Source organism: Streptomyces fodineus, from assembly GCF_001735805.1.
GTDB classification, from domain to species: Bacteria; Actinomycetota; Actinomycetes; order Streptomycetales; family Streptomycetaceae; genus Streptomyces; species Streptomyces fodineus.
In genome coordinates, this window is record NZ_CP017248.1 from 4,032,062 (window position 1) to 4,050,409 (window position 18,348).

At 72.2% G+C, this 18,348-nt stretch carries 17 protein-coding genes and 1 pseudogene; 6 read left to right on the forward strand and 12 right to left on the reverse strand.

Going from position 1 to position 18,348, the window contains the following annotated elements:
* Window positions 1–69 precede the first annotated feature (69 nt).
* From BFF78_RS16605 to BFF78_RS16620, 4 genes are all read left to right on the forward strand, one after another.
* Complete coding sequence (locus tag BFF78_RS16605) at window positions 70–1,047, forward strand: glycosyltransferase family 2 protein (RefSeq protein ID WP_069779084.1); 978 nt, start codon at window positions 70–72, stop codon at window positions 1,045–1,047.
* On the forward strand, window positions 1,044–2,414 hold the full coding sequence (locus tag BFF78_RS16610; protein ID WP_069779085.1) for an alpha-2,8-polysialyltransferase family protein: 1,371 nt from the start codon (window positions 1,044–1,046) through the stop codon (window positions 2,412–2,414). Before BFF78_RS16605 ends, BFF78_RS16610 begins: the two co-directional genes overlap by 4 nt.
* Before the next feature lie 64 nt (window positions 2,415–2,478).
* Complete coding sequence (locus tag BFF78_RS16615; protein ID WP_193433476.1) at window positions 2,479–3,633, forward strand: acyltransferase family protein; 1,155 nt, start codon at window positions 2,479–2,481, stop codon at window positions 3,631–3,633.
* Between the two features lie 93 nt (window positions 3,634–3,726).
* A complete protein-coding gene (locus BFF78_RS16620) occupies window positions 3,727–4,677 on the forward strand; it encodes a class I SAM-dependent methyltransferase (RefSeq protein WP_069779086.1) in 951 nt (316 codons plus the stop codon).
* Between the two features lie 9 nt (window positions 4,678–4,686).
* On the opposite strand, the gene BFF78_RS16625 is transcribed toward BFF78_RS16620, so the two are convergent.
* Window positions 4,687–5,337: a TetR/AcrR family transcriptional regulator C-terminal domain-containing protein gene (locus BFF78_RS16625; protein WP_069779087.1), complete on the reverse strand. Its 651-nt coding sequence runs from the start codon at window positions 5,335–5,337 to the stop codon at window positions 4,687–4,689.
* 71 nt (window positions 5,338–5,408) lie between these two features.
* Here BFF78_RS16625 and BFF78_RS43295 point away from each other — a divergent pair.
* Window positions 5,409–6,773, forward strand: a pseudogene (locus BFF78_RS43295) (FAD-dependent monooxygenase); the annotation flags it as partial.
* A gap of 12 nt (window positions 6,774–6,785) precedes the next feature.
* On the opposite strand, the gene leuE reads toward BFF78_RS43295, so the two are convergent.
* From leuE to BFF78_RS16645, 3 genes are all read right to left on the reverse strand, one after another.
* Entirely contained in the window at window positions 6,786–7,436 is a 651-nt protein-coding gene (gene leuE, locus BFF78_RS16635) for a leucine efflux protein LeuE (RefSeq protein ID WP_069779089.1), read from the reverse strand.
* Between the two features lie 47 nt (window positions 7,437–7,483).
* Window positions 7,484–7,849, reverse strand: a complete 366-nt coding sequence (locus BFF78_RS16640) for a Uma2 family endonuclease (RefSeq protein ID WP_227025855.1) — start codon at window positions 7,847–7,849, stop codon at window positions 7,484–7,486.
* Between the two features lie 140 nt (window positions 7,850–7,989).
* Window positions 7,990–9,570 carry an acyl-CoA mutase large subunit family protein gene (locus BFF78_RS16645; protein WP_069779090.1) on the reverse strand — a complete coding sequence of 527 codons (1,581 nt, stop codon included), beginning with the start codon at window positions 9,568–9,570 and terminating at the stop codon, window positions 7,990–7,992.
* Window positions 9,571–9,650: 80 nt separating this feature from the next.
* On the opposite strand from BFF78_RS16645, the gene BFF78_RS16650 reads away from it, so the two are divergent.
* Window positions 9,651–10,514 (forward strand): L,D-transpeptidase family protein, encoded by an 864-nt coding sequence (locus BFF78_RS16650; protein WP_069783618.1) that lies wholly within the window; start codon window positions 9,651–9,653, stop codon window positions 10,512–10,514.
* A 224-nt stretch (window positions 10,515–10,738) separates the two neighbouring features.
* Here BFF78_RS16650 and BFF78_RS16655 read toward each other — a convergent pair whose 3' ends face one another.
* The 8 genes from BFF78_RS16655 to BFF78_RS16690 all read right to left on the reverse strand — a co-directional run bounded on the left by BFF78_RS16655 (window position 10,739) and on the right by BFF78_RS16690 (window position 18,310).
* Entirely contained in the window at window positions 10,739–11,944 is a 1,206-nt protein-coding gene (locus BFF78_RS16655) for a hypothetical protein (RefSeq protein WP_069779091.1), read from the reverse strand.
* Window positions 11,944–12,606, reverse strand: a complete 663-nt coding sequence (locus BFF78_RS16660; RefSeq protein WP_069779092.1) for an RNA polymerase sigma factor — start codon at window positions 12,604–12,606, stop codon at window positions 11,944–11,946. The genes BFF78_RS16655 and BFF78_RS16660 overlap by 1 nt, the downstream gene beginning before the upstream one ends.
* A gap of 329 nt (window positions 12,607–12,935) precedes the next feature.
* On the reverse strand, window positions 12,936–13,712 hold the full coding sequence (locus BFF78_RS16665) for a hypothetical protein (protein ID WP_069779093.1): 777 nt from the start codon (window positions 13,710–13,712) through the stop codon (window positions 12,936–12,938).
* Between the two features lie 111 nt (window positions 13,713–13,823).
* Entirely contained in the window at window positions 13,824–14,456 is a 633-nt protein-coding gene (locus tag BFF78_RS16670; RefSeq protein ID WP_069779094.1) for an RNA polymerase sigma factor, read from the reverse strand.
* A 149-nt stretch (window positions 14,457–14,605) separates the two neighbouring features.
* Window positions 14,606–14,992 (reverse strand): hypothetical protein, encoded by a 387-nt coding sequence (locus tag BFF78_RS16675; RefSeq protein WP_069783619.1) that lies wholly within the window; start codon window positions 14,990–14,992, stop codon window positions 14,606–14,608.
* Between the two features lie 152 nt (window positions 14,993–15,144).
* The gene (locus BFF78_RS16680) at window positions 15,145–15,720 is read right to left on the reverse strand and encodes a hypothetical protein (RefSeq protein WP_069779095.1); all 576 of its coding nucleotides are present in this window, start codon (window positions 15,718–15,720) and stop codon (window positions 15,145–15,147) included.
* 94 nt (window positions 15,721–15,814) lie between these two features.
* Window positions 15,815–16,525 (reverse strand): DUF4328 domain-containing protein, encoded by a 711-nt coding sequence (locus BFF78_RS16685; RefSeq protein WP_227025856.1) that lies wholly within the window; start codon window positions 16,523–16,525, stop codon window positions 15,815–15,817.
* A gap of 126 nt (window positions 16,526–16,651) precedes the next feature.
* Window positions 16,652–18,310, reverse strand: a complete 1,659-nt coding sequence (locus tag BFF78_RS16690) for a beta-N-acetylhexosaminidase (protein WP_227025857.1) — start codon at window positions 18,308–18,310, stop codon at window positions 16,652–16,654.
* Window positions 18,311–18,348 lie beyond the last annotated feature (38 nt).

Genomic DNA, 18,348 nt, shown 5'->3' on the forward strand with positions numbered 1-18,348 from the left:
ACGTGCCGTTCACTCAGCATCAAGCAGACGGTCAAGACGAATGACGGGCTTCGCCCTAACGTTCAAGCCGTGGTCAAGCTCTCCGTCATCGTGCCGTTCTACAACGTGCAGCAATACGCGCCCGACACGCTCAGGAGCCTGAAGGCGAACGCGCGTGAGGACTTCGAATTCATTCTCGTCGACGACTGTTCCCGCGACGGGACACCAGAGATTCTCGCGCGCGCGGAGCGCGAGCTGCCCGGGGCCGTGTTCGTGCGGCACGAGCAGAACGGGGGGCTCGCGACCGCCCGCAACACCGGCATCGACCGGGCGCGCGGCGAGTATCTGACGTTCCTGGACGGCGACGACTGGCTCGCCCCCGGCTACTTCCCGCAGCTGGTGGCGGCCATAGAGGAACTCGGCTGCGACTTCATCCGCACCGACCACGTGCAGTGCACGGCGCGCTCGCGCACGGTGAACCGGGTGCCCGTCGGCCGGCGGAACGTGGTGCTGAGCCCGCGGGAGGCGATCCTGCCCGCCGACCGGTCCACGTCCGTGGACTACGCGTTCGCGTGGGCGGGCATCTACCATCGCCGGCTGGTGGACCAGGGGCTGCTGCACTTCACCGACGGGCTGCGCACGGCCGAGGACCGGCCCTGGATCTGGAAGTTGCACCGGGAGGCGGAATCCTTCGCCGCGGTGAGTCTGCTCGGTGTGTTCTACCGGCGCGGAGTCGCTTCCTCACTGACGCAAATCGGTGATGTCCGGCAGCTCGATTTCATTCGCGCGTTCGATCAGGTCGTCGCGGAAACGGCCCAGGACCAGGACGCCGGTGAACTGCTGCCCAAGGCGGTCCGCACCTATTGCGCCATCATTTCCCATCATCTGGGATCCATTGAAAGGTTCGAGCCCGCGGTGGCGAAGAAACTGAAATCCATGAGTGCCGCGGCGCTGCGGCGCATGCCGCAGGACGTGCTGGAGGAGGCGCTGGACTCCATGGACCTCGAGCGCGCCACCAAGCTGCGCCGGCTGCGCCGCCGTCCCGCCTCCGCGGGGGCCGCCGCGTGACCACCCAGATCTTCCAGGCGTCGACGCTGTACGGCACGGCCACGCTCGCCGCCGCCCTGGACTCCGGCTGCTTCCGCCCGGCCGACCGGCGGATCCTGCTGGTGTGCAACAACGCGGCCGCGCCCGAGACCACGCCCGCGCTGGACGAGGCACCCGGCTTCGAGAAGCTGCGCGACCGCTTCGACGAGGTGATCTCGTACAACGAGACCATCTTCCCGTTCCACCCGGGCGGCTGGGCACCCCGCGTGGACGACATGCCGCTGTGGGAACGCTTCCTGCGCCACGAGTGGCAACTGGGCGACGAGGACGTGGAGCTGGCCGTCGAGTCGATCCAGGTCAACCCCTCCCTGGCCCTCGCGCAGATCTTCAACGGCGCTCCGGTCACGGTCTACGCCGACGGCCTGATGAGCTACGGCCCCACCCGCAACAAGATCGACCCGCTGGTCGGCACCCGCGTGGACCGGGTGCTCCACCTGGACCTGGTGCCGGGCCTGAAGCCGCTGCTGCTCACCGAGTTCGACGTGCCCGGTGAGATCGTGCAGACGGCCGCCTTCACCAAGGTGCTCGCCGAACTCGCCCCGTCCGGCACGGAGTTGCCGGAGGTCGAGGAGCCCGCGCTGCTGCTCGGCCAGTACCTCTCGGCGCTGGACATCCTCACCGCCGAGCAGGAGGAGAACCTGCATGTGCGGATGCTGAAGGGCGCGGCCGCGCTCGGGCACACCAAGGTGGTGTTCAAGCCGCACCCGTCCGCCCCGGCCCGCTTCACCCGCTCCCTGGAGCGGGAGGCGGAGCGGCTGAAGGTCGAGCTGACCGTGCTCGACACCCCGGTCCTCGCCGAGGTGCTGTACCAGCGCATGCGTCCGGCGCTGGTCGTCGGCTGCTTCTCCACCGCGCTGCTCACGGCCAAGGCGCTGTACGGCCTGCCCGTCGCCCGGATCGGCACCGAGGCGCTGCTGGAGCATCTGACGCCGTACGAGAACAGCAACCGGGTCCCGGTGACCATCGTGGACGCGCTGCTGCCCGAGCTCGGCAACCGCGCCGCGGTCACCGCGCAGCGCGCCGGCATGGACGTGGAGGCGCTCGGCGGGCTGATCCGCGCGGTGGGCTTCGCGATGCAGCCGAAGATCTACCCGCGGCTGCGCACGGAGGCCGAGGGCTGGCTCGCGAAGAACCTGAACGCACACACCGTGCGCTACTTCAAGCGCCGGCGCCTGACCTCGCTGGCGCTGCCCGGCGGGGTGCCGGCCCAGCTGGCGTTCATCCCGCGCAACGCGACGGTCCGCCGGATGGCCCGCAAGGCGCGCAGTCTGCGCCGGGGCGCACGCGGTTATCAGGGGCCGGGCAGTGGGGCCGCACCCGGCCGGTGAGCCATCGGCAGGCGGTGCGCCGTCAGCGGCCGGCCGCACAACAGAATCAGGAAGGAAAGCGCACATGGCTGCTTCACCCCCCGGCCTCACCGCCGCCCCCGGCCCGCTGATACCCCGGACGGCTGCCGCCCCGGTGCCGTCCGGCGGGCGCGGGAGCCGCCTTATGGCCCTGGACGGCCTGCGGCTGGTGGCTGCCCTGATGGTGTGCCTCTACCACTACACCGGCCGTGGCGGCACGGTCTCCGCGTCCTGGCACGCAAGCCCGGCCCACCTCTTCCCGGTCCTGTCCCGGGCGGCCGTCTACGGCAATCTCGGCGTCGAGCTCTTCTTCGTCATCAGCGGCTTCGTGATCTGCATGAGCAGCTGGGGCCGCACCCTCGGCGACTTCTTCCGCTCCCGCATCGCGCGTCTCTACCCCGCCTACTGGGTGGCCCTGGTCCTGGTCACGGGGGCGTCCCTCGCCCTGCCCGCCGTGGTGCATCCGGTCCGTCTCGACGAGTTCCTGGTCAATGTGACGATGCTCCAGCAGCCGATGGGCGCGACCCGGGTCCTGGGCGTGTGCTGGACGCTCTGGGTCGAGGTCCGTTTCTACGTGCTGTTCGCGCTGCTCGTCGTCCTGCGCGGGGTGTCCTACCGCCGGGTGGTGCTGTTCTCGTGCGTCTGGACGCTGGCGGCCGTCCTGTGCACCTCGTCCGGCAACCAGCTGCTGAACCAGGTGGTCATGCCCGAGTACGCCCCCTTCTTCGTCGGCGGTCTGGCGCTGTACCTGATCCACCGCTTCGGCAGCGACCTGCTCGCGTGGGGCATCGTCGCGATGTCCTGGCTGCTCGCCCAGAGCGAGGCCACCCACGGCCTGTGGGGCCCCCATCCCCACCGCAACCCCTACGTCGTCATCCTGATCGTCACCCTCGCCTTCGCGGCCGTCGCCGTGGTGGCGCTGGGCTGGACCCGCTGGGCGTCCTGGCCCTGGCTGGTCACGGCCGGCGCGCTGACGTACCCCTTCTACCTGGTCCACGAGCACCTGGGCTGGTTCGTCATCCGGGTGCTGCACCGAGCCCTCGGGCTGCCCGCGTGGCCGACGCTCGTGGTGACCGTGCTCGGCATGCTGGTACTGGCCTGGCTGATCCACCGGTTCGTGGAGAAGCCGTTCGGGCCACGGCTGAAGAGGGCGCTGAAGGAGCGGAAGTTGGGCAGCCGTTCACCGGGCCTTGGGTTTTGAACCGGCCCCTCGGGCAGGCACCGTAGAGCCCTTGCCCTACAGGCCCCCCACAGGGTTCTCACAGACGCCGTACCGAGGGAGTGCCCACTCCGCATGGCCACCATCCAGGAAACGACGCGACCGCCGCGATGTCTCGATGACGTCCCGGGCTGGTTCCCGGTGCTCGACCAACTGCTCTTCGACTGGTTCCTGAACCGGCAGGAAGCCACTCGGATACGGGGTGATCTGCTGGAAGTCGGGGTCTACATGGGCAAGAGCGCGATCTTCACCGGCCGGCACCGGCAGCCGGACGAGAAGTACACCGTGTGCGACCTCTTCGAGGGTGACGCCCCCGACGACGCCAACCGGGCCGAGTCGACGAAGTCGTACAGCGCGCTGACCCGGCGCGTCTTCGAGGAGAACTACCTCTCCTTCCACGACGAACTGCCCCGCGTGCTGCAGGGCCCCAGCTCGCTGGTGCCCTCCGAGGTCGAGCCGCGCTCCTGCCGGTTCGTGCACATCGACGCCTCGCACCTGTACGAGCATGTGCACGGCGACATCGGAGCCGCCCACGATCTGCTGCTCCCGGGCGGGATCGTCGTCCTGGACGACTTCCGCTCCGAGCACACCCCCGGGGTCTCGATCGCCACCTGGGAGGCCGTGCTCAACCGCGGCCTGCGCCCGATCTGTCTGAGCACCCAGAAGCTCTACGGCACCTGGGGCGACCCGGAGCCGGTCCAGGAGGAGCTGCTGGCGATGGTGCGGGAGCGGTCCGACTGCCACTTGAGCGTCCAGGAGGCCGCCGGGCACCGGATCATCCGGCTGAAGTCGAAGGGGATGCGGGCGGCGGAGTTCCCGCCCTCCAAGCACGCGGAGGCGGCCCGGGAGCCGGTCGCCGAGGCCCCGGCGCCCGTCCAGGCCCCGGCCCCGGCCCCGGCACCGGCCCCGGCACCGGCCCGGTCCGCGCCGCGCCGCAGTTCGAGTCGCGCCCGCCGGATCGCCGTCGACCTCCTCCCGCCGGTGGTGACCCGGGCGATCCGCAAGGCACGCGCGGCCAGGCGCTGACCGGCCTGCTCAGCCGAGCCCGTAGCGCGCCCCGATGCCCGCGATCAGCAGCGCCAGTCCCTCCTCGAACTGCGCGTCGTAACCGTCGAAGAGCAGTTGCCCGGCCTCGGCGGCGAGCGGGTACTCGGCCAACCGCCGGGCGCGTTCCCCTATGTCGTACCCCTCCCGGCGTTCGCCCGGGAGGGGCAGGACGCCCTGCTCCTCGGTGACGAAGCCGAGGGTGTACGCGTTCGTCGTACGGCCCGCGTGGACCGCCTGGGCCAGGGTGAGACCGGCCTGCGTCAGCAGCCGCAGGTTCGCCTCGAGCCGGCGGGCGTGGTCCGTGCCCGTGAAGTGTGAGCCGCTGTAGACCTTGGCGCCGTCGCGGTAGCCGAGCAGCGCGGCCCGCAGTCCGCGGTTCGTCTTCAGCAGCCGCTCCTGCCACGTGTCGGCGGGATCGAGCGCGGCGTCCGCGACCATCCGCCGGTACATCTCCGTCGCCATCTCGTCCAGCAGCGCCTGCTTGTCCTTGAAGTGCCAGTACAGCGCGGGGGCCTTGACGTCCAGTTCCTTGGCGATGGCGCGCAGGGTCAGGCCGTCCAGACCGACCTCGTTCAGCAGCCGCAGCGCGGTGCCGGCGACGCGTCGGCGATCCAGGGGGACGCGTTTCTCGGGGCTCACACTTGACAGCTTAACAGCGTTAAGGGCACGCTCATGGGCGACGGCGCTTAACGGCGTTAAGGAGACTCGCGATGGATGTCCTGATCGTGGGCGCGGGCCCCACCGGCCTGGCCCTCGGCATCGACCTCGCCCGCCGGGGCGTGGACGCTCTGGTGGTGGAGCGGTCGCGGGCCCTGTTCCCCGGCTCCCGCGGCAAGGGGATCCAGCCCCGCACCCTGGAAGTCTTCGACGACCTGGGCGTACTGGAGGCGATCCGGGCGGCGGGCGGTCCCTATCCGGCGCGGATGATCTGGAAGGACGGCGAGCGGGTCGGCGAAGAGCCGATGTTCGAGAAGGTCGAGGCGGACGAGGGCACGCCGTTCACCGAGCCGTGGATGGTCGCGCAGTGGCGCACGCAGGAGGTGCTGTACGCGCGGCTGGTGGAGTCGGGCGGCACGGTTGCCTTCGGGCGCGGGGTGACCGGCCTGGGACAGGACGCCCAGGGCGTGACCGTGCGGTTCGCCGACGGTACGACCGCCCGCGCGGGGTACGTCGTGGCGGCGGACGGCGGACACTCGGTGGTCCGGCGCGCGGTCGGCGTCGGCATGACCGGCGAGACGGTCGACCCCGCGCCGTTCCTGGTTGCGGACGTAGGGCTGACCGGCCTGGACCGCGGCCACTGGCACACGTTCCCGGGAGCCGACCGCACCGGCGTCGCCCTGTGCCCGCTCGCCGGCACGGACGACTTCCAGTTGCAGGCCCGCCTCGCGGAGGGCGCCGAACCCGACCTGTCCCTGGACGGCATCCGCATGCTGGTGGCCGCGTACACGCACCTGGGCGCCGAGGACGTCACGGAGCTGCGCTGGGCCTCCGGCTTCCGGTCGCGCACGGGCCTCGCGGACCGCTTCCGGGCCGGGCGGGTCCTGCTCGCGGGCGACGCGGCCCATGTCCACTCCCCGGCCGGCGGCCAGGGCCTGAACACCAGCGTCCAGGACGCCTACAACCTGGGCTGGAAGCTGGGCGCGGTGCTGCGGGGCGGGGCGCCGGAGGCGTTGCTGGACACCTACGAGGAGGAACGCCGGGCGAACGCGGCGGCCATGCTGAACCTCTCGACGGGCGTGCACCGGGGTGAGGTACGGCGCGGCAAGGCGACCGTGCAACTGGGGCTGGACTACCGGGAGTCGTCGCTGAGCGTGGAGACCCGGGCCGACCCGCCGGGGGTCCGGGCGGGCGACCGCGCCCCGGACGGCAGGGTGAACGGCGTCCGCCTCTTCGACGCGTTCCGGGGCCCGCACTGGACGCTGCTGGGCGCAAAGACCTCCGTCGCCGGCGTGCGAGCACTCCCGGCGGCACCGGAGTCCTACGGCCCGGGCGTCTTCCTGATCCGACCGGACGGCTATGTGGGCTGGGCGGGCGACTCCCCGGACGGGGTGGCGGCCTACCTGGCCGAGGCCGGCGTCCGACCTGCCCTAGGCGCTGGCCAGCGTCAGCTTCACGGCGAACCCCAGGAACAAGGCCCCGGCCGCCGAAGTGGCCGTGGCCGACAGCCGCTTACGGCGCCGGAAGGCGGCGGCGAGACGCGTGCCGCCGAATATCAGCGCGCTGAGGTAGAGGAAGCTGGCCACCTGGGCGAGAGCGCCGAGGACGACGAAGGACAGGGCCGGGTAGGCGTAGTCCGGGTCGACGAACTGCACGAAGAAGGCGACGAAGAACAGGATCGCCTTGGGGTTGAAGAGACTCACGACGAAGGCGCGCCGGAAGGGCCGCTCGTCGGTGCCGGTGGCGGGCGCGGAGTCCGCCACGGCCTTCTCCCGCCGTGTCCGCCACATCTGCCAGGCCGACCGCAGCATGCCCATCGCGAGCCAGGTCAGATACCCGGCACCGGCGTACTTCACGATCCCGAACAACACCGCGTTGGCCTTGAGCAACGAGGCGACCCCGGCGGCGGACAGCGTCATCAGCACGGTGTCCCCGCACCACACCCCGGCGGCAGCGGTGTAACCGGCCCGCACGCCACGCCGGGCGGCGACCGAGAGGACGTACAGGGAGTTGGGCCCGGGCAGGAGCACGATCAGGATCAGGCCCGCGAGATAGGTGGGGAGGTCGATGACGCCGAACATGCAAAGGAGTGTCGCACGGGGGTACGACACTCCGGTTCGGGCGGCGGTCAGTCGCCGCCGTCGAGGAGGGTGTCCACGCAGAGGTCGAGGGTGACGCCGACGGATTCGGGGACGGGGACGGACTGACCTCGCTTGTAGCGGACGGGATCCGGGTACTTGCCGTCGGCCGGATCCGTGTAGAGGAGGACCTCGTCGTGCTTGCGGTCGGCCACGATGTAGACCGGGATGTCGGCCTGGGCATAGCACTCGACCTTGGGGCCCAAGTCGTCCGACCAGTTCGTCGACGTCACTTCCACGACCAGGCGGAAGACGTTCGGTGCGTAGTAGTTCTTCGTGACATGGGCGTCGCGGAAGTCCTGGTCGACGACCGAGAAGTCAGGGATCGCAAAGTCCTCGGGCAGAGGGACGGGCAAGCTGGTCGGCAGCCTCGCCCAGGGTCAGCTCCTGCTGCAGTACGGCCATGGCGTCCTCCTTTTCGGGGCCCACTCTGCAACGAGAGTAACCGGGGAAGCGGACTCGGCTCGGGATCACCCATACGGAGCAACCGCCCAGCTCAGAACACCTCCGACGGCTCGTACGCCCCCCAAACCCCGCGGAGCGCTCCGCACACCTCCCCCACCGTCGCCCGCCCCCGCAGCGCCTCCTTCATCGGATACAGCACGTTGTCCTCCCCCTCGGCCGCCTTCCGCAACGCGTCCAGGGCCGTGTCCACCGCCCGCTGGTCCCGCTCGGCCCGGAGCTTCTCCAGGCGTTCCGCCTGCCGGGCCTCGATGGCAGGATCGACGCGCAGCGGCTCGTACGGCTCCTCCTCGTCCAGCCGGAAGCGGTTCACGCCGACGACCACCCTCTCCCCGGAGTCGGTCTCCTGGGCGATCCGGTAGGCGTTCTTCTCGATCTCGGCCTTCTGGAAGCCCCGCTCGATCGCCGCGACCGCCCCGCCCAGGTCCTCGACCCGCCGCATCAGATCGACGGCCGCCTCCTCCACGTCGTCCGTCATCCGCTCCACCGCGTAGGAGCCCGCGAACGGATCCACGGTCGCCGTCACGTCCGTCTCGTGGGCCAGCACCTGCTGGGTGCGCAGGGCCAGCCGGGCGGACTTGTCGGTCGGCAGCGCGATGGCTTCGTCGAAGGAGTTGGTGTGCAGGGACTGGGTGCCGCCGAGGACCGCGGCCAGGGCCTGGACGGCGACCCGGACCAGGTTCACCTCCGGCTGCTGGGCCGTCAGCTGCACCCCGGCCGTCTGCGTGTGGAAGCGCAGCATCCAGGACTTCGGGTTCCGCGCCCCGAACTCCTCCCGCATCACCCGCGCCCAGATCCGGCGCGCCGCGCGGAACTTGGCGACCTCCTCCAGCAGCGTCGTACGGGCCACGAAGAAGAAGGACAGCCGCGGGGCGAAGTCGTCGACGTCCATGCCCGCCGCCACCGCCGTACGGACGTACTCGATACCGTCCGCCAGGGTGAACGCGATCTCCTGCACGGGTGAGGCGCCCGCCTCGGCCATGTGGTAGCCGGAGATCGAAATGGTGTTCCACTTCGGGATCTCGGCGGTGCAGTACCTGAAGATGTCCGCCGTCAGGCGCAGGGAGGGTTTCGGCGGGAAGATGTACGTCCCGCGCGCGATGTACTCCTTCAGCACGTCGTTCTGGATCGTGCCGGTCAGCCGGTCGGCCCGTGCCCCCTGTTCCTCCGCCACCAGCTGGTAGAGGAGCAGCAGCAGGGCGGCGGGCGCGTTGATCGTCATCGACGTGGAGACCTGGTCCAGCGGGATACCGTCGAAGAGCACCCGCATGTCGTCGAGGGAGTCGATCGCCACGCCGACCTTGCCGACCTCGCCGTGGGCGAGGGGCGCGTCGGAGTCGTGGCCCATCTGGGTGGGCAGGTCGAAGGCGACCGACAGGCCCGTGGTGCCGTGGGCGATCAGCCGGCGGTAGCGGGCGTTCGATTCGGCCGCCGTACCGAAGCCGGCGTACTGGCGCATGGTCCAGGGCCGGCCGGTGTACATCGTCGGGTACACCCCACGGGTGAACGGGTACGACCCCGGTTCGCCCAGTTTTCCGGCCGGGTCCCAGCCCTGCAGCGCCTGCGGTCCATAGACCGGCTCGATCGGCAGCCCCGACTCCGACTCACGTGCCATGGATGCCTCCGGAGTACGTCCTGTCACCCCTCACCATGCCCCGTCGTTCGGCGGCGGTCACGCGGGGAAACATCACCGGCATGAGGATCTCCGGAAGACCCACCGCCGTACTCGCCTCTGCCGCCTCCCTCGCCGCCCTCGCCGCCCTCTGCGGCTGCACCGTGCAGCCCACGGGCGCCGACGGCAAGGCCCGGGCACCGGTGCACTTCCAGACCCCGGGACAGAGCCCGGGAAGGCCCCTGGGAGGCGCCCCGGGAAGCCGCCCGGCGAATCCCACCCGATCGGCCCAGCCGGCACCGGCCGCGCCCGCTCCCCGCGTTCTGTGGTCGCGCGGCGACAGCGGGCCGGGGGTGCGGGGGCTGCAGTCCCGGCTGCGCCAGGTGGCCTGGCTGTTCGACGGGCCGACGGGGTCGTACGACGATCTGACCGAGCGGGCCGTCCGCGGCTTCCAGGGCAAGCGCGGACTGCCGCAGACGGGGCGGACCGACACCGTCACCTGGCAGCGGCTGGTGGCGATGACCCATAGGCCCGGCACCTGGGAGCTGTATCTGATGGGCGGTCAGCCGGTCGGCGCGCCCGACCCGCGCTGTCTGACGGGGCGTGTCCTGTGCATCGACAAGACGACGCGGACGCTGCGCTGGATGGTCGGCGGGCAGACGCTGGCGACGGCGTCGGTGCGGTTCGGGGCGCTGTACACGCCGACCCGGGAGGGTGTGTTCCACATCTACCGGAAGGCGCGGACCTGGGTGTCCACGCTCTACCACTCGCCGATGCCGTACGCGATGTTCTTCAGCGGCGGCCAGGCGGTGCACTACTCGTACGACTTCGCGGCGCGCGGATACGCGGGGGCTTCGCACGGGTGCGTGAACGTCCGGGACGAGACGGCGATCGCCCAGCTGTTCGCTCAGGTGCGGGTGGGCGACAAAGTCGTCGTCCACTGGTGACGGAGAGGGATGCGGGGCGCGGGCGGGACCGGGGGAACGTGTCCCGCCCGCGCCAGGTGCACGAGCCGTGGGTACGGGGGGAACCCCGGCTCAGTGCGACGGCCGATGACCAGTCGGCTCACTCAGTACTGCGTGCGGGGCTTCAAAAACGTCACACCCCGCGCCGAAAATTTTTCGCGGACCACGAAGCAGCAGGTCAGAGGGGGGCGTGAGGGGCGTTCGGTTCAGGGCGCGCTGTGCGCCGGGCTCGGGCTCGGCGTCGGGCCGAGAGCGGTGCCGGACTTCCGGGCGGGGTGGGCCGGAGCGAAGGCGGACGGGACGGACGCGACACCGCGGCCGTGTCCGCCCTTACCGTCGTCCCCCTTGCCGTCGCCCCCCTTGCCGGAGTGACCGTCGCCGCCGCCCCAGCCCGGGTGGCCGTCGCCGCCGCCCCAGCCCGGGTGGCCGTCGCCGCCGCCCCAGCCCGGGTGGCCGTCGCCGCCGCCCCGGCCGGGGTGGCCCTCGTCGTCGCCGCCCTGGCCGTTCCCGTTGCCCTTGCCCTTGTCCTTGCCCTTGCCGCCCTCGCCGTTGTCGCCGCTCCCGGCGCCCTTGCCGCCGTTCGCCGCGCCGTCGGCCGACTGGGCGGCGGTCAGGAGGACCTTGCAGTACTGGCTCAGCCGGGCGCTGCCGCCCGCCAGGTTCTCCAGCGCGCGCCTGCGGCCCGCGTCCAGTCCCTTGCCGTCCCGGATGTCCCGGCAGGCCGCGGTCGCGTCCTTCCACCAGGTGCCGGAGGAGTCGCCGGAACCCGGAGCGGTGCTCGCGCCCGGACGGTCGTCCGGTCCGGCGGCCTGGCCGGAGGCGCCGCCGCGGTTCGCGCCCGGGCTGCCGCTGGGCAGTCCGGGACCCGCGGTGGAGCTCGGGGTGCCCTGCGGCGAGGCCGAGGCGGACGGCCCCGCGGAGGACTGGCCGGCGGAGACGGAGGCGGCGGGGCCGGGGCGCTCGGGCCCGAACGGCGTGGGCAGGATCCCGGTTCCGGCGGCCATGGCGACCCCGCCGAGCGTGCCCACGGCCATCGCGGCGGCGAGCGCCAGGCGCACCGGCCGGGCCCAGCGGGGGCGGCGGACCGGGATTCCGGTACAGGCCGGGGCACCGATGCGGACCAGGCCCGCGTCGGCGCCGGGCACGGGCCGGCCGGCGGTGCCGGCGGCGCGGCCCACGGCGGCCCGTTCGGCGCCGGCGGCCTCGCGGGCCTTGCGGAACGCGGCCAAAGCGGCCTGCTCGCCGGGGAGTTCACCGGGGGCGGGGGCCGCCTGGGCGGACAGTGCGCCGAGCGCCCGGGAGAGGCGTTCGGCCTGGTCACGCGCACAGGCATCGACGGCTTCCAGTGACTCACCGCGCAGTAGACGTTCCGCCGTCTCACGGTTCAGCCACTTGTCCTGCTCGTCGGCCATCACATGTCCTTCTGCGTCCGCGCACGCATATCCGTCACAGTTGCGGACGACACCGCGCGACCGCGCGGTTCTCGCTGGGGTGGGAGCGCGTCGAGCACGCCCGCCGATTCCGGATCGTCGCCGAGCAGCTCCGCGAGCCGCTTCAGACCGCGGTGCGCCGCGGTGCGTACGGCACCGGCGCGTTTGCCGAGGGTCTCGGCGGCGCTCTTGGCGTCGAGGCCGACCACGACGCGCAGGACGACCGCCTCGGCCTGGTCCTGCGGGAGCCGGGCGATGAGGGAGAGGGCGCTGCCGGTGGCCAGGGCCTCGATGGCCTCGCCGGCCGTGTCGGACTCGGCGGCCCGGCCGGTGAGTTCCGTCTCGTCGCCGCCTATGGCGGGGCGGCGGCCGCGCATGCGTATGTGGTCCAGGGCCCGGTTGCGGGCGATCCGGGCGGCCCAGCCACGGAACCGGTCGGCGTCTCCGCTGAACCGGTCGAGGTCCCGGGCGATCTGCAGCCAGGCCTCGGAGGCCACGTCCTCGGCATCCGGATCACCGACCAGCGTGCGTACGTATCCGAGCAGCCGTGGATGCACGGCGCGGTACACCGTACGGAACGCGGTCTCGTCTCCGTCCTGTGCCGCACGCACCGCGGTGGTCAGCTCCGCGTCGTCCCCCAGCACCGTACTCCCTTTACGCCTGTTTCCCGGTCGGCGCGAAAGGCACGTTACGGCGTGAAACCGCTCCTCGTCCATGTCCGTAGAAGATGCAACTAACTCGTGACCGGGTGCGGATGTGCGCAGGGTGAGGGTCGAGGGGGGTCGGGTGTGACAGAAAACGCACCCATGGCGCTGTAGTAAGTACGGGCCGCGCGCGGCCCGTCCGCGCGACGGCCGGGGCCTCTCCTGTGGGGGGTGGCGGCCCCGGCCGTTCGCTTTTCCCGGGCATGCCAGGGTGACGAAGGTTACTCCCCCGGCTGTTCCCCCGACTGCTTCCCCGGCCGTTTCTCCGGCTACTTCTGCGGCTGCTTCTTCCGAGTGGCCTTGCGTGCCGAATTGCCGCCGCTGTCAGCATGCTTGCCGCTACTGGACCTTTGCCCCTTTGCGTGGACCTTGCCGCTTTTGCCGCTCTTCTTCTCCTGAGCGGACGTCACCTGGGCCGCACAGTAGGCCGCGACCTCGTCCTCGCCGCCCGCCGCCGTGACGAGGCGCTGCCAGGCCGTCGAGTCCAGGGCGCCGCCCCGCTCTCCGGCCCGCTCGTAGGTACGGCAGTGGGCCACGGTGTCCCGGGCGCTCGCCGGGTGGTCCGGGCGGCCGGCCGGTGCGCCGGAGCCCGGGCCGCCGGACGTGGCGGACGGGCCGGGAGCAGCCGTCGAGTGCGAGCCGCTCGTCGGGTGGGCGGAGCGCGGCCCGTCCGGGTGGCCGTGCGCGCCGGACCGGGCGGAGCCGATCGCCGCGACGGCGACCCCGCCCAGCGTGAGGCTGGCGAGCACCACCGAGAGCGTGGTCTTCAGCGAGAGCCGGGCACGCCTCGGCGCGGCGGGCCGCCAGTCGTCCCGGCGCCGGGTGCGCGGGCGGGGCGCCCCGGTCGCCTGGGCGGCGCGGAAGGCGGCCACGGCCCGGCGCTCGGCCTCGGCGTCCACGGTGCCCTCGCGCAGCACGGCACCGAGCCGCGCCTCGAACCCGGAGCCGGTACGGCCGCCGTCGGTGTGGTCCGGTGCGGAGAGGGTGCCGCCAGGGTGTACGTGCCGGCGACCGAAGGGGCCGTCGCCGCTGTGCCGTTCACCCATGCCTGTTCCCGTCCTCGTCCCGCGTGCCGGAGTCGCCCGACCTCCCGGGCCTCGTACGGGCTCCGGGACCGATGGCGCTCCCGTATCCATACGGCTCGCGATCGGCTCCGTTCATGTCGACTCACCCAGCGTGCGAGCGCCGTCATCCGTCACACCCTCGCCGCCCTCGCCCTGGGCGCCCAGCTGCCGGGCGAGCCGTTTCAGCCCGCGGTGCGCGGCCGTGCGGACGGCGCCGGGGCGCTTGCCGAGGACGCGTGCGGCGGCGGGGCCGTCGAGGCCGACGACCACCCGGAGCAGTACGGCCTCGGCCTGGTCGCGCGGCAGGGCGCGCACCAGCTCCAGCGCCCGTTCGGTGGACAGCGTCTCCAGGGCCTGGTCGTGGGTGCTGAGCCGGCCGGGCAGCTCCAGCGCGTCCTCTTCCAGCGCCGAGATCCGGGGCCGTACCTTGCGGCGGCGCAGGAGGTCCAGGGCGCGGTGCCGGGCGATGGTCGCGGTCCAGCCGCGAAAGCCCGCGCCGTCGCCCTTGAACCGGCCGAGGTCGCGGGCGATCTCCAGCCAGGCGTCGGCGGCCACGTCCTCCGCGTCCTCGCCGACGAAGCCCCGCAGATAGCCGAGCAGGCCCGGCTGCACGATCCGGTAGGCCACCGCGAAGGCGGTCTCGTCCCCGTCCTGGGCGCGCGCGACGGCCGCGCCCAGTTCCCCGTCCCGCGGCTGCGGGCGCCGGGGTTCTGCTGCCTGCCCCAAGACGTCCTCGTTCGCGCCGAGTTCATGGCCACTGCGTGGCACGCCCTTAACGGTCCGACACGCTCCGGCCGTGTCTCCGCCCTCCACGGTGATCAGCGCCGGACCTCACAGAAGTGTCACAGCGAGACGAAATTCCTGGTCAGGGCCGGTCATCGGGGGGTGGTCGCGTCCCGGCACAGCAGCCGCAGCGAGCCCGCGCCGCCGTATGCCCGCCGGGCCTCCTCGATGGGGTCCCAGAGCCGGCCGTCGGGGGTGCGCACCCAGTGGTCGCCGCCGGTCGACCACCACTCGGCGCCACTCTGGCGGACGATGACCTCGCCGGCGTAGGCACCGAAGCCGCGCAGCACGCTCTCGACGGCGCCGTACGGCGGTCCCTCGCGGCGTATCTCCTCGATCATCCGGTCGACCCGCCACAGGCTCTGCGCCGTGTAGTCGAGGCGCACGCGGGCGCCCTCGCGCATGGTCGCCACGGTGTCCGCGGCCCACCGCAGGGGCTTTGTCGCGGCGTGCGGCCTGGTCTCCTGCTGTGCTGTCACGTACTGGGCTGTCACATAGGGAAGAGCGAGCGGGACGGGGCAACCGTCACGGCGTTCCGGGCCGTTTCGCCAACCGTCGCCAAACCGGCTCAGGTCCACCGCAGGACAGGCACAGGACTCGCCCACGCAGGCGGGTTTGACCTGGCGAAACCCTACGGGGCGCTCCTCGCCCGGCGTGACACCACCGCGCGCAGCACCCGGCGGCCCTCGATCGACAGGTCCAGGGCGCGGCGCAGGCCGTTGGGGCCGTGCTCGGACAGGAGGTCCAGCACCGCCTTCTGGCGGCGCAGTTCCGCGGCGACCAGCGGCGGCAGCTCCTGCGTGTCGCCCGCGCGCCCGGCGTCGAGCGCGTCCGGGTCCGGCGTACCGTCCGCCGCGGGGTCGAGCAGGCGGTGGATGCGCAGCGAGGCCACCGAGCAGGCGTCGGCCCAGGGGCGTACCGCGTCGGCGGTCCGCTCGGCCGGGGCCGCCTGAAGCATCCGGCGGACCAGCTCCGCGGCCTCGTCCGCTTCGCGTCCGGCGCCCTCCCCGGGCCCTTCGGCGCCGAGCGTCCCACGGGCCTTCTCCAGGCTCGCGCCCCAGTCGGAGCCGTCGGCGAGACTCGCCCACAGGGGCCGCAGCAACTCGTCGTCGGCGCCGAGCAAGGGCAGGCACCGGTCCAAACAAGCCAACCCACTAGCGGCCAGTCCGCGTTCGTCGGCCTGTGCGATCCGTTCCACCAGGCTCATGAAAATGTCTCCCTTGCCGGGGCGCCGACCGGTACGGAGCCCGCACTTCCCCTTACTGCGTGCAACGGCGCGGGAGTGTCACAGCCGGAGGTTTTCAGCCAGACACGGGGGACGGCACTTGGCCCGCCAGAGCCTTTCGGTGCTGCATCCGGGTCAGATGGACGACGACCACGATGGCCAGGATGGCGGCCGCGACGTCGACCGCGTCGGAGAACAGCATCTGCCCGGCGGCGCTCCGCAGAAGTCCCGGCGTGCCGGCGTGCCGCCAGCTCATCGACGCGAACCGGCCGGCGAGGAGGCTGATGATCCACAGCGTCCACCAGGCGTTGACCGGCGCGTGCCTGATCCGCGCACCCCAGGGCACGCTGGCGTCCCAGGCCTCCAGGACGATCCGGCGCGGGAACCACAGGTTGACGACCGGGCAGAACCAGGCGCCGATCGTCCAGCCGCGCCGCATGCTGTGCGCGGACTGGTCGAACACCTCGGCGTTCACCCGCACCCGCCACAGCCAGCACAGATAGACGACGGCCGTGGCCACCAGCGCCCCCGCCTGGGTCAAGCCGGCGACGCGGTAGAGGGCGTCGGCGTGATCGGCCCGGTGCAGCACACCGGCGCCCGTGACGCCGTCGGCGAGGTCACCGGCGACGTTCCTCTCCGCCAGGTCCGCGAAGCAGGCGAACAGGTCGGTGGCGATGACCAGCCCGAGCAGCACGGCGGTGGCCCGGCCGAGCCCCACGGGCGAGCGAAGCACGGCACCGGGCACGAACGGCGGTGCGGGCATGGGTGAGGTCATGGGTGTGGTCATGAAGAGGTTCCCCCGAGATGACGCCGGCGACAGACGTGCGGCCTTCCCCCGGCCGGACACGCGAACACCGGAACATACGGCCGGAAGGCGCCGTACGTCCACCGGATTCGGCCCCACCGGATTCGGTCAGCCCAGCCGGTTCGCCAGCGCCTGGAAGTCGGCCCAGGACAGCGCGGGCCTGCCCGGGTCCCACAGCTTCTGCGCGGTGGCCCGCAGCGGCATCCGGATGCCGGCCGCGACCTGCGCCTGTGTCTGCGCGTTCGGGAAGTCGGACCACACCGCGAACGACCCGCCGAGGATCTGCCCGTCGTAGCCCGCCGGTACGGCGGTCGTGCCGCGCAGCACGCGCGGGTTCCACTGCTCGTAGATCCGCTGACCGGTCGGATAGACGAAGGTCTGCGGCTGGCCGAGGACGTAGTAGAGGAACTCGTCGTTGTAGTTGAGCACCTTGCGGCCCGCGCTCAGATAGTCCGCCGGCTGCCGCGCCCCGAGCTCCTTGCCGGTCCAGTAGGCGGCCTGGAGGTCCTTGGCCGCCTGCACGGACGTACCGCGGTAGAAGCCGTCGTTCCAGGCCCGCATGGTCTTGTCGTGCGCGCGGACGGTGTCGGCGCGGTCGTTCAGCCAGCCGGTGGCCAGATCGGCGACGGTGCCGCCGGAGCCGTACTTCTGCCGGGCGGCGGCCGCGAGCTGCGGGTAGGAGACCTGCGGGTTCTTCACGGTCAGCGCCTGGTACTCGTCGCCGCCTAGGTGCCACTGGTTGCCGGTGAACAGCCCTGCGTACTCGTTCAGCAGATCGTCCACGAGCTTCGCGGAGGCGGGCTTGGAGATGTCGATCGCGCCCTTGGTGGCGATCCCGCTCGCGTTGCGCAGCTGCAGGTCGGGGTGGGCGGCGAGGACGGCGCCCAGATGCCCCGGCGAGTCGATCTCGGGTACGACGGTGATGTGCCGGCTGTTCGCCAGGGCCACGATGTTCTTGACCTGCGCCTTGGTCAGGTGGTCCCGGGAGACGATCTCGGGATGGCTGCCGGACTCGATCCGGAAGGCCTGGTCGTCGGAGAAGTGCAGCCCCAGCTCGTTGAACTTCAGGTCCCCCAGCTCGCGTATGCGGTCCTCGATCCAGGACTCGGTGTACGGCTTGCGCGCGATGTCCAGCATGAACCCGCGCACCGTCTTGGCCGGCTCGTCCCGTACGACGCCCTCCGGGGCGGTGCCGCCGCCGTGGACCTCCTGCTTCAGCGTGCGGGTGCCGTAGAACACCCCCGCCTCGCCGGGCCCGCTGATGTCCACCCGCCCGTCGCGGACGGTCATGGTGTACGACTCCTGGTTCCCGCCCCCGCCGCCGAGTGCCAGCCGGACGTCCCCCGCCCGCACGTCGTCCTTCTCCCCCGCGTAGGTGATCCCCAGCTCCCCGGCTATCAGCTGCCCCTCGTCGGCCAGCTCCCGGTCGCTGATCACCACCCGGTCGGCCTTCTGCGGCCTCCAGCCGGGCCCGCGCGCCGGAGTGTGGGAGCGCACCGCGGGTATCGTGCGCGGCGTCTGGGAGAGCGGATAGGACCGGCTGGGCGCCGGACTCGCCGAGGGCGCGCCCGCCCCGCCGGAGTCGGTGCCGGCCACCCGGCCGGAGGACGACCGCGACGCGCCCCCCTCCACCGTCCCGCCGCCTCCGCTCGAGGCCCACACGCCGACACCCGCGCCGAGCGCGATGGTCCCGACGAACGCGCCGGCCACGACCGCCCGCTTCCGTATCACCTGCTGCGCCGAGGCGCCTCGCCTGTGCTGGGTCACCCTGCCAACGTACGACCGATCCGCGCCTCGTTCGTCAC

Excerpts from the sequence above, each read along its gene's own strand:
- BFF78_RS16650 (WP_069783618.1), top strand. The coding sequence starts at position 9,651 with ATGAGGATCTCCGGAAGACCCACCGCCGTACTCGCCTCTGCCGCCTCC.
- BFF78_RS16665 (WP_069779093.1), bottom strand. The coding sequence starts at position 13,712 with ATGGGTGAACGGCACAGCGGCGACGGCCCCTTCGGTCGCCGGCACGTA.
- BFF78_RS16645 (WP_069779090.1), bottom strand. The coding sequence starts at position 9,570 with ATGGCACGTGAGTCGGAGTCGGGGCTGCCGATCGAGCCGGTCTATGGA.
- BFF78_RS16685 (WP_227025856.1), bottom strand. The coding sequence starts at position 16,525 with ATGACCACACCCATGACCTCACCCATGCCCGCACCGCCGTTCGTGCCC.
- BFF78_RS16620 (WP_069779086.1), top strand. The coding sequence starts at position 3,727 with ATGGCCACCATCCAGGAAACGACGCGACCGCCGCGATGTCTCGATGAC.
- BFF78_RS16655 (WP_069779091.1), bottom strand. The coding sequence starts at position 11,944 with ATGGCCGACGAGCAGGACAAGTGGCTGAACCGTGAGACGGCGGAACGT.
- leuE (WP_069779089.1), bottom strand. The coding sequence starts at position 7,436 with ATGTTCGGCGTCATCGACCTCCCCACCTATCTCGCGGGCCTGATCCTG.
- BFF78_RS16615 (WP_193433476.1), top strand. The coding sequence starts at position 2,479 with ATGGCTGCTTCACCCCCCGGCCTCACCGCCGCCCCCGGCCCGCTGATA.
- BFF78_RS16680 (WP_069779095.1), bottom strand. The coding sequence starts at position 15,720 with ATGAGCCTGGTGGAACGGATCGCACAGGCCGACGAACGCGGACTGGCC.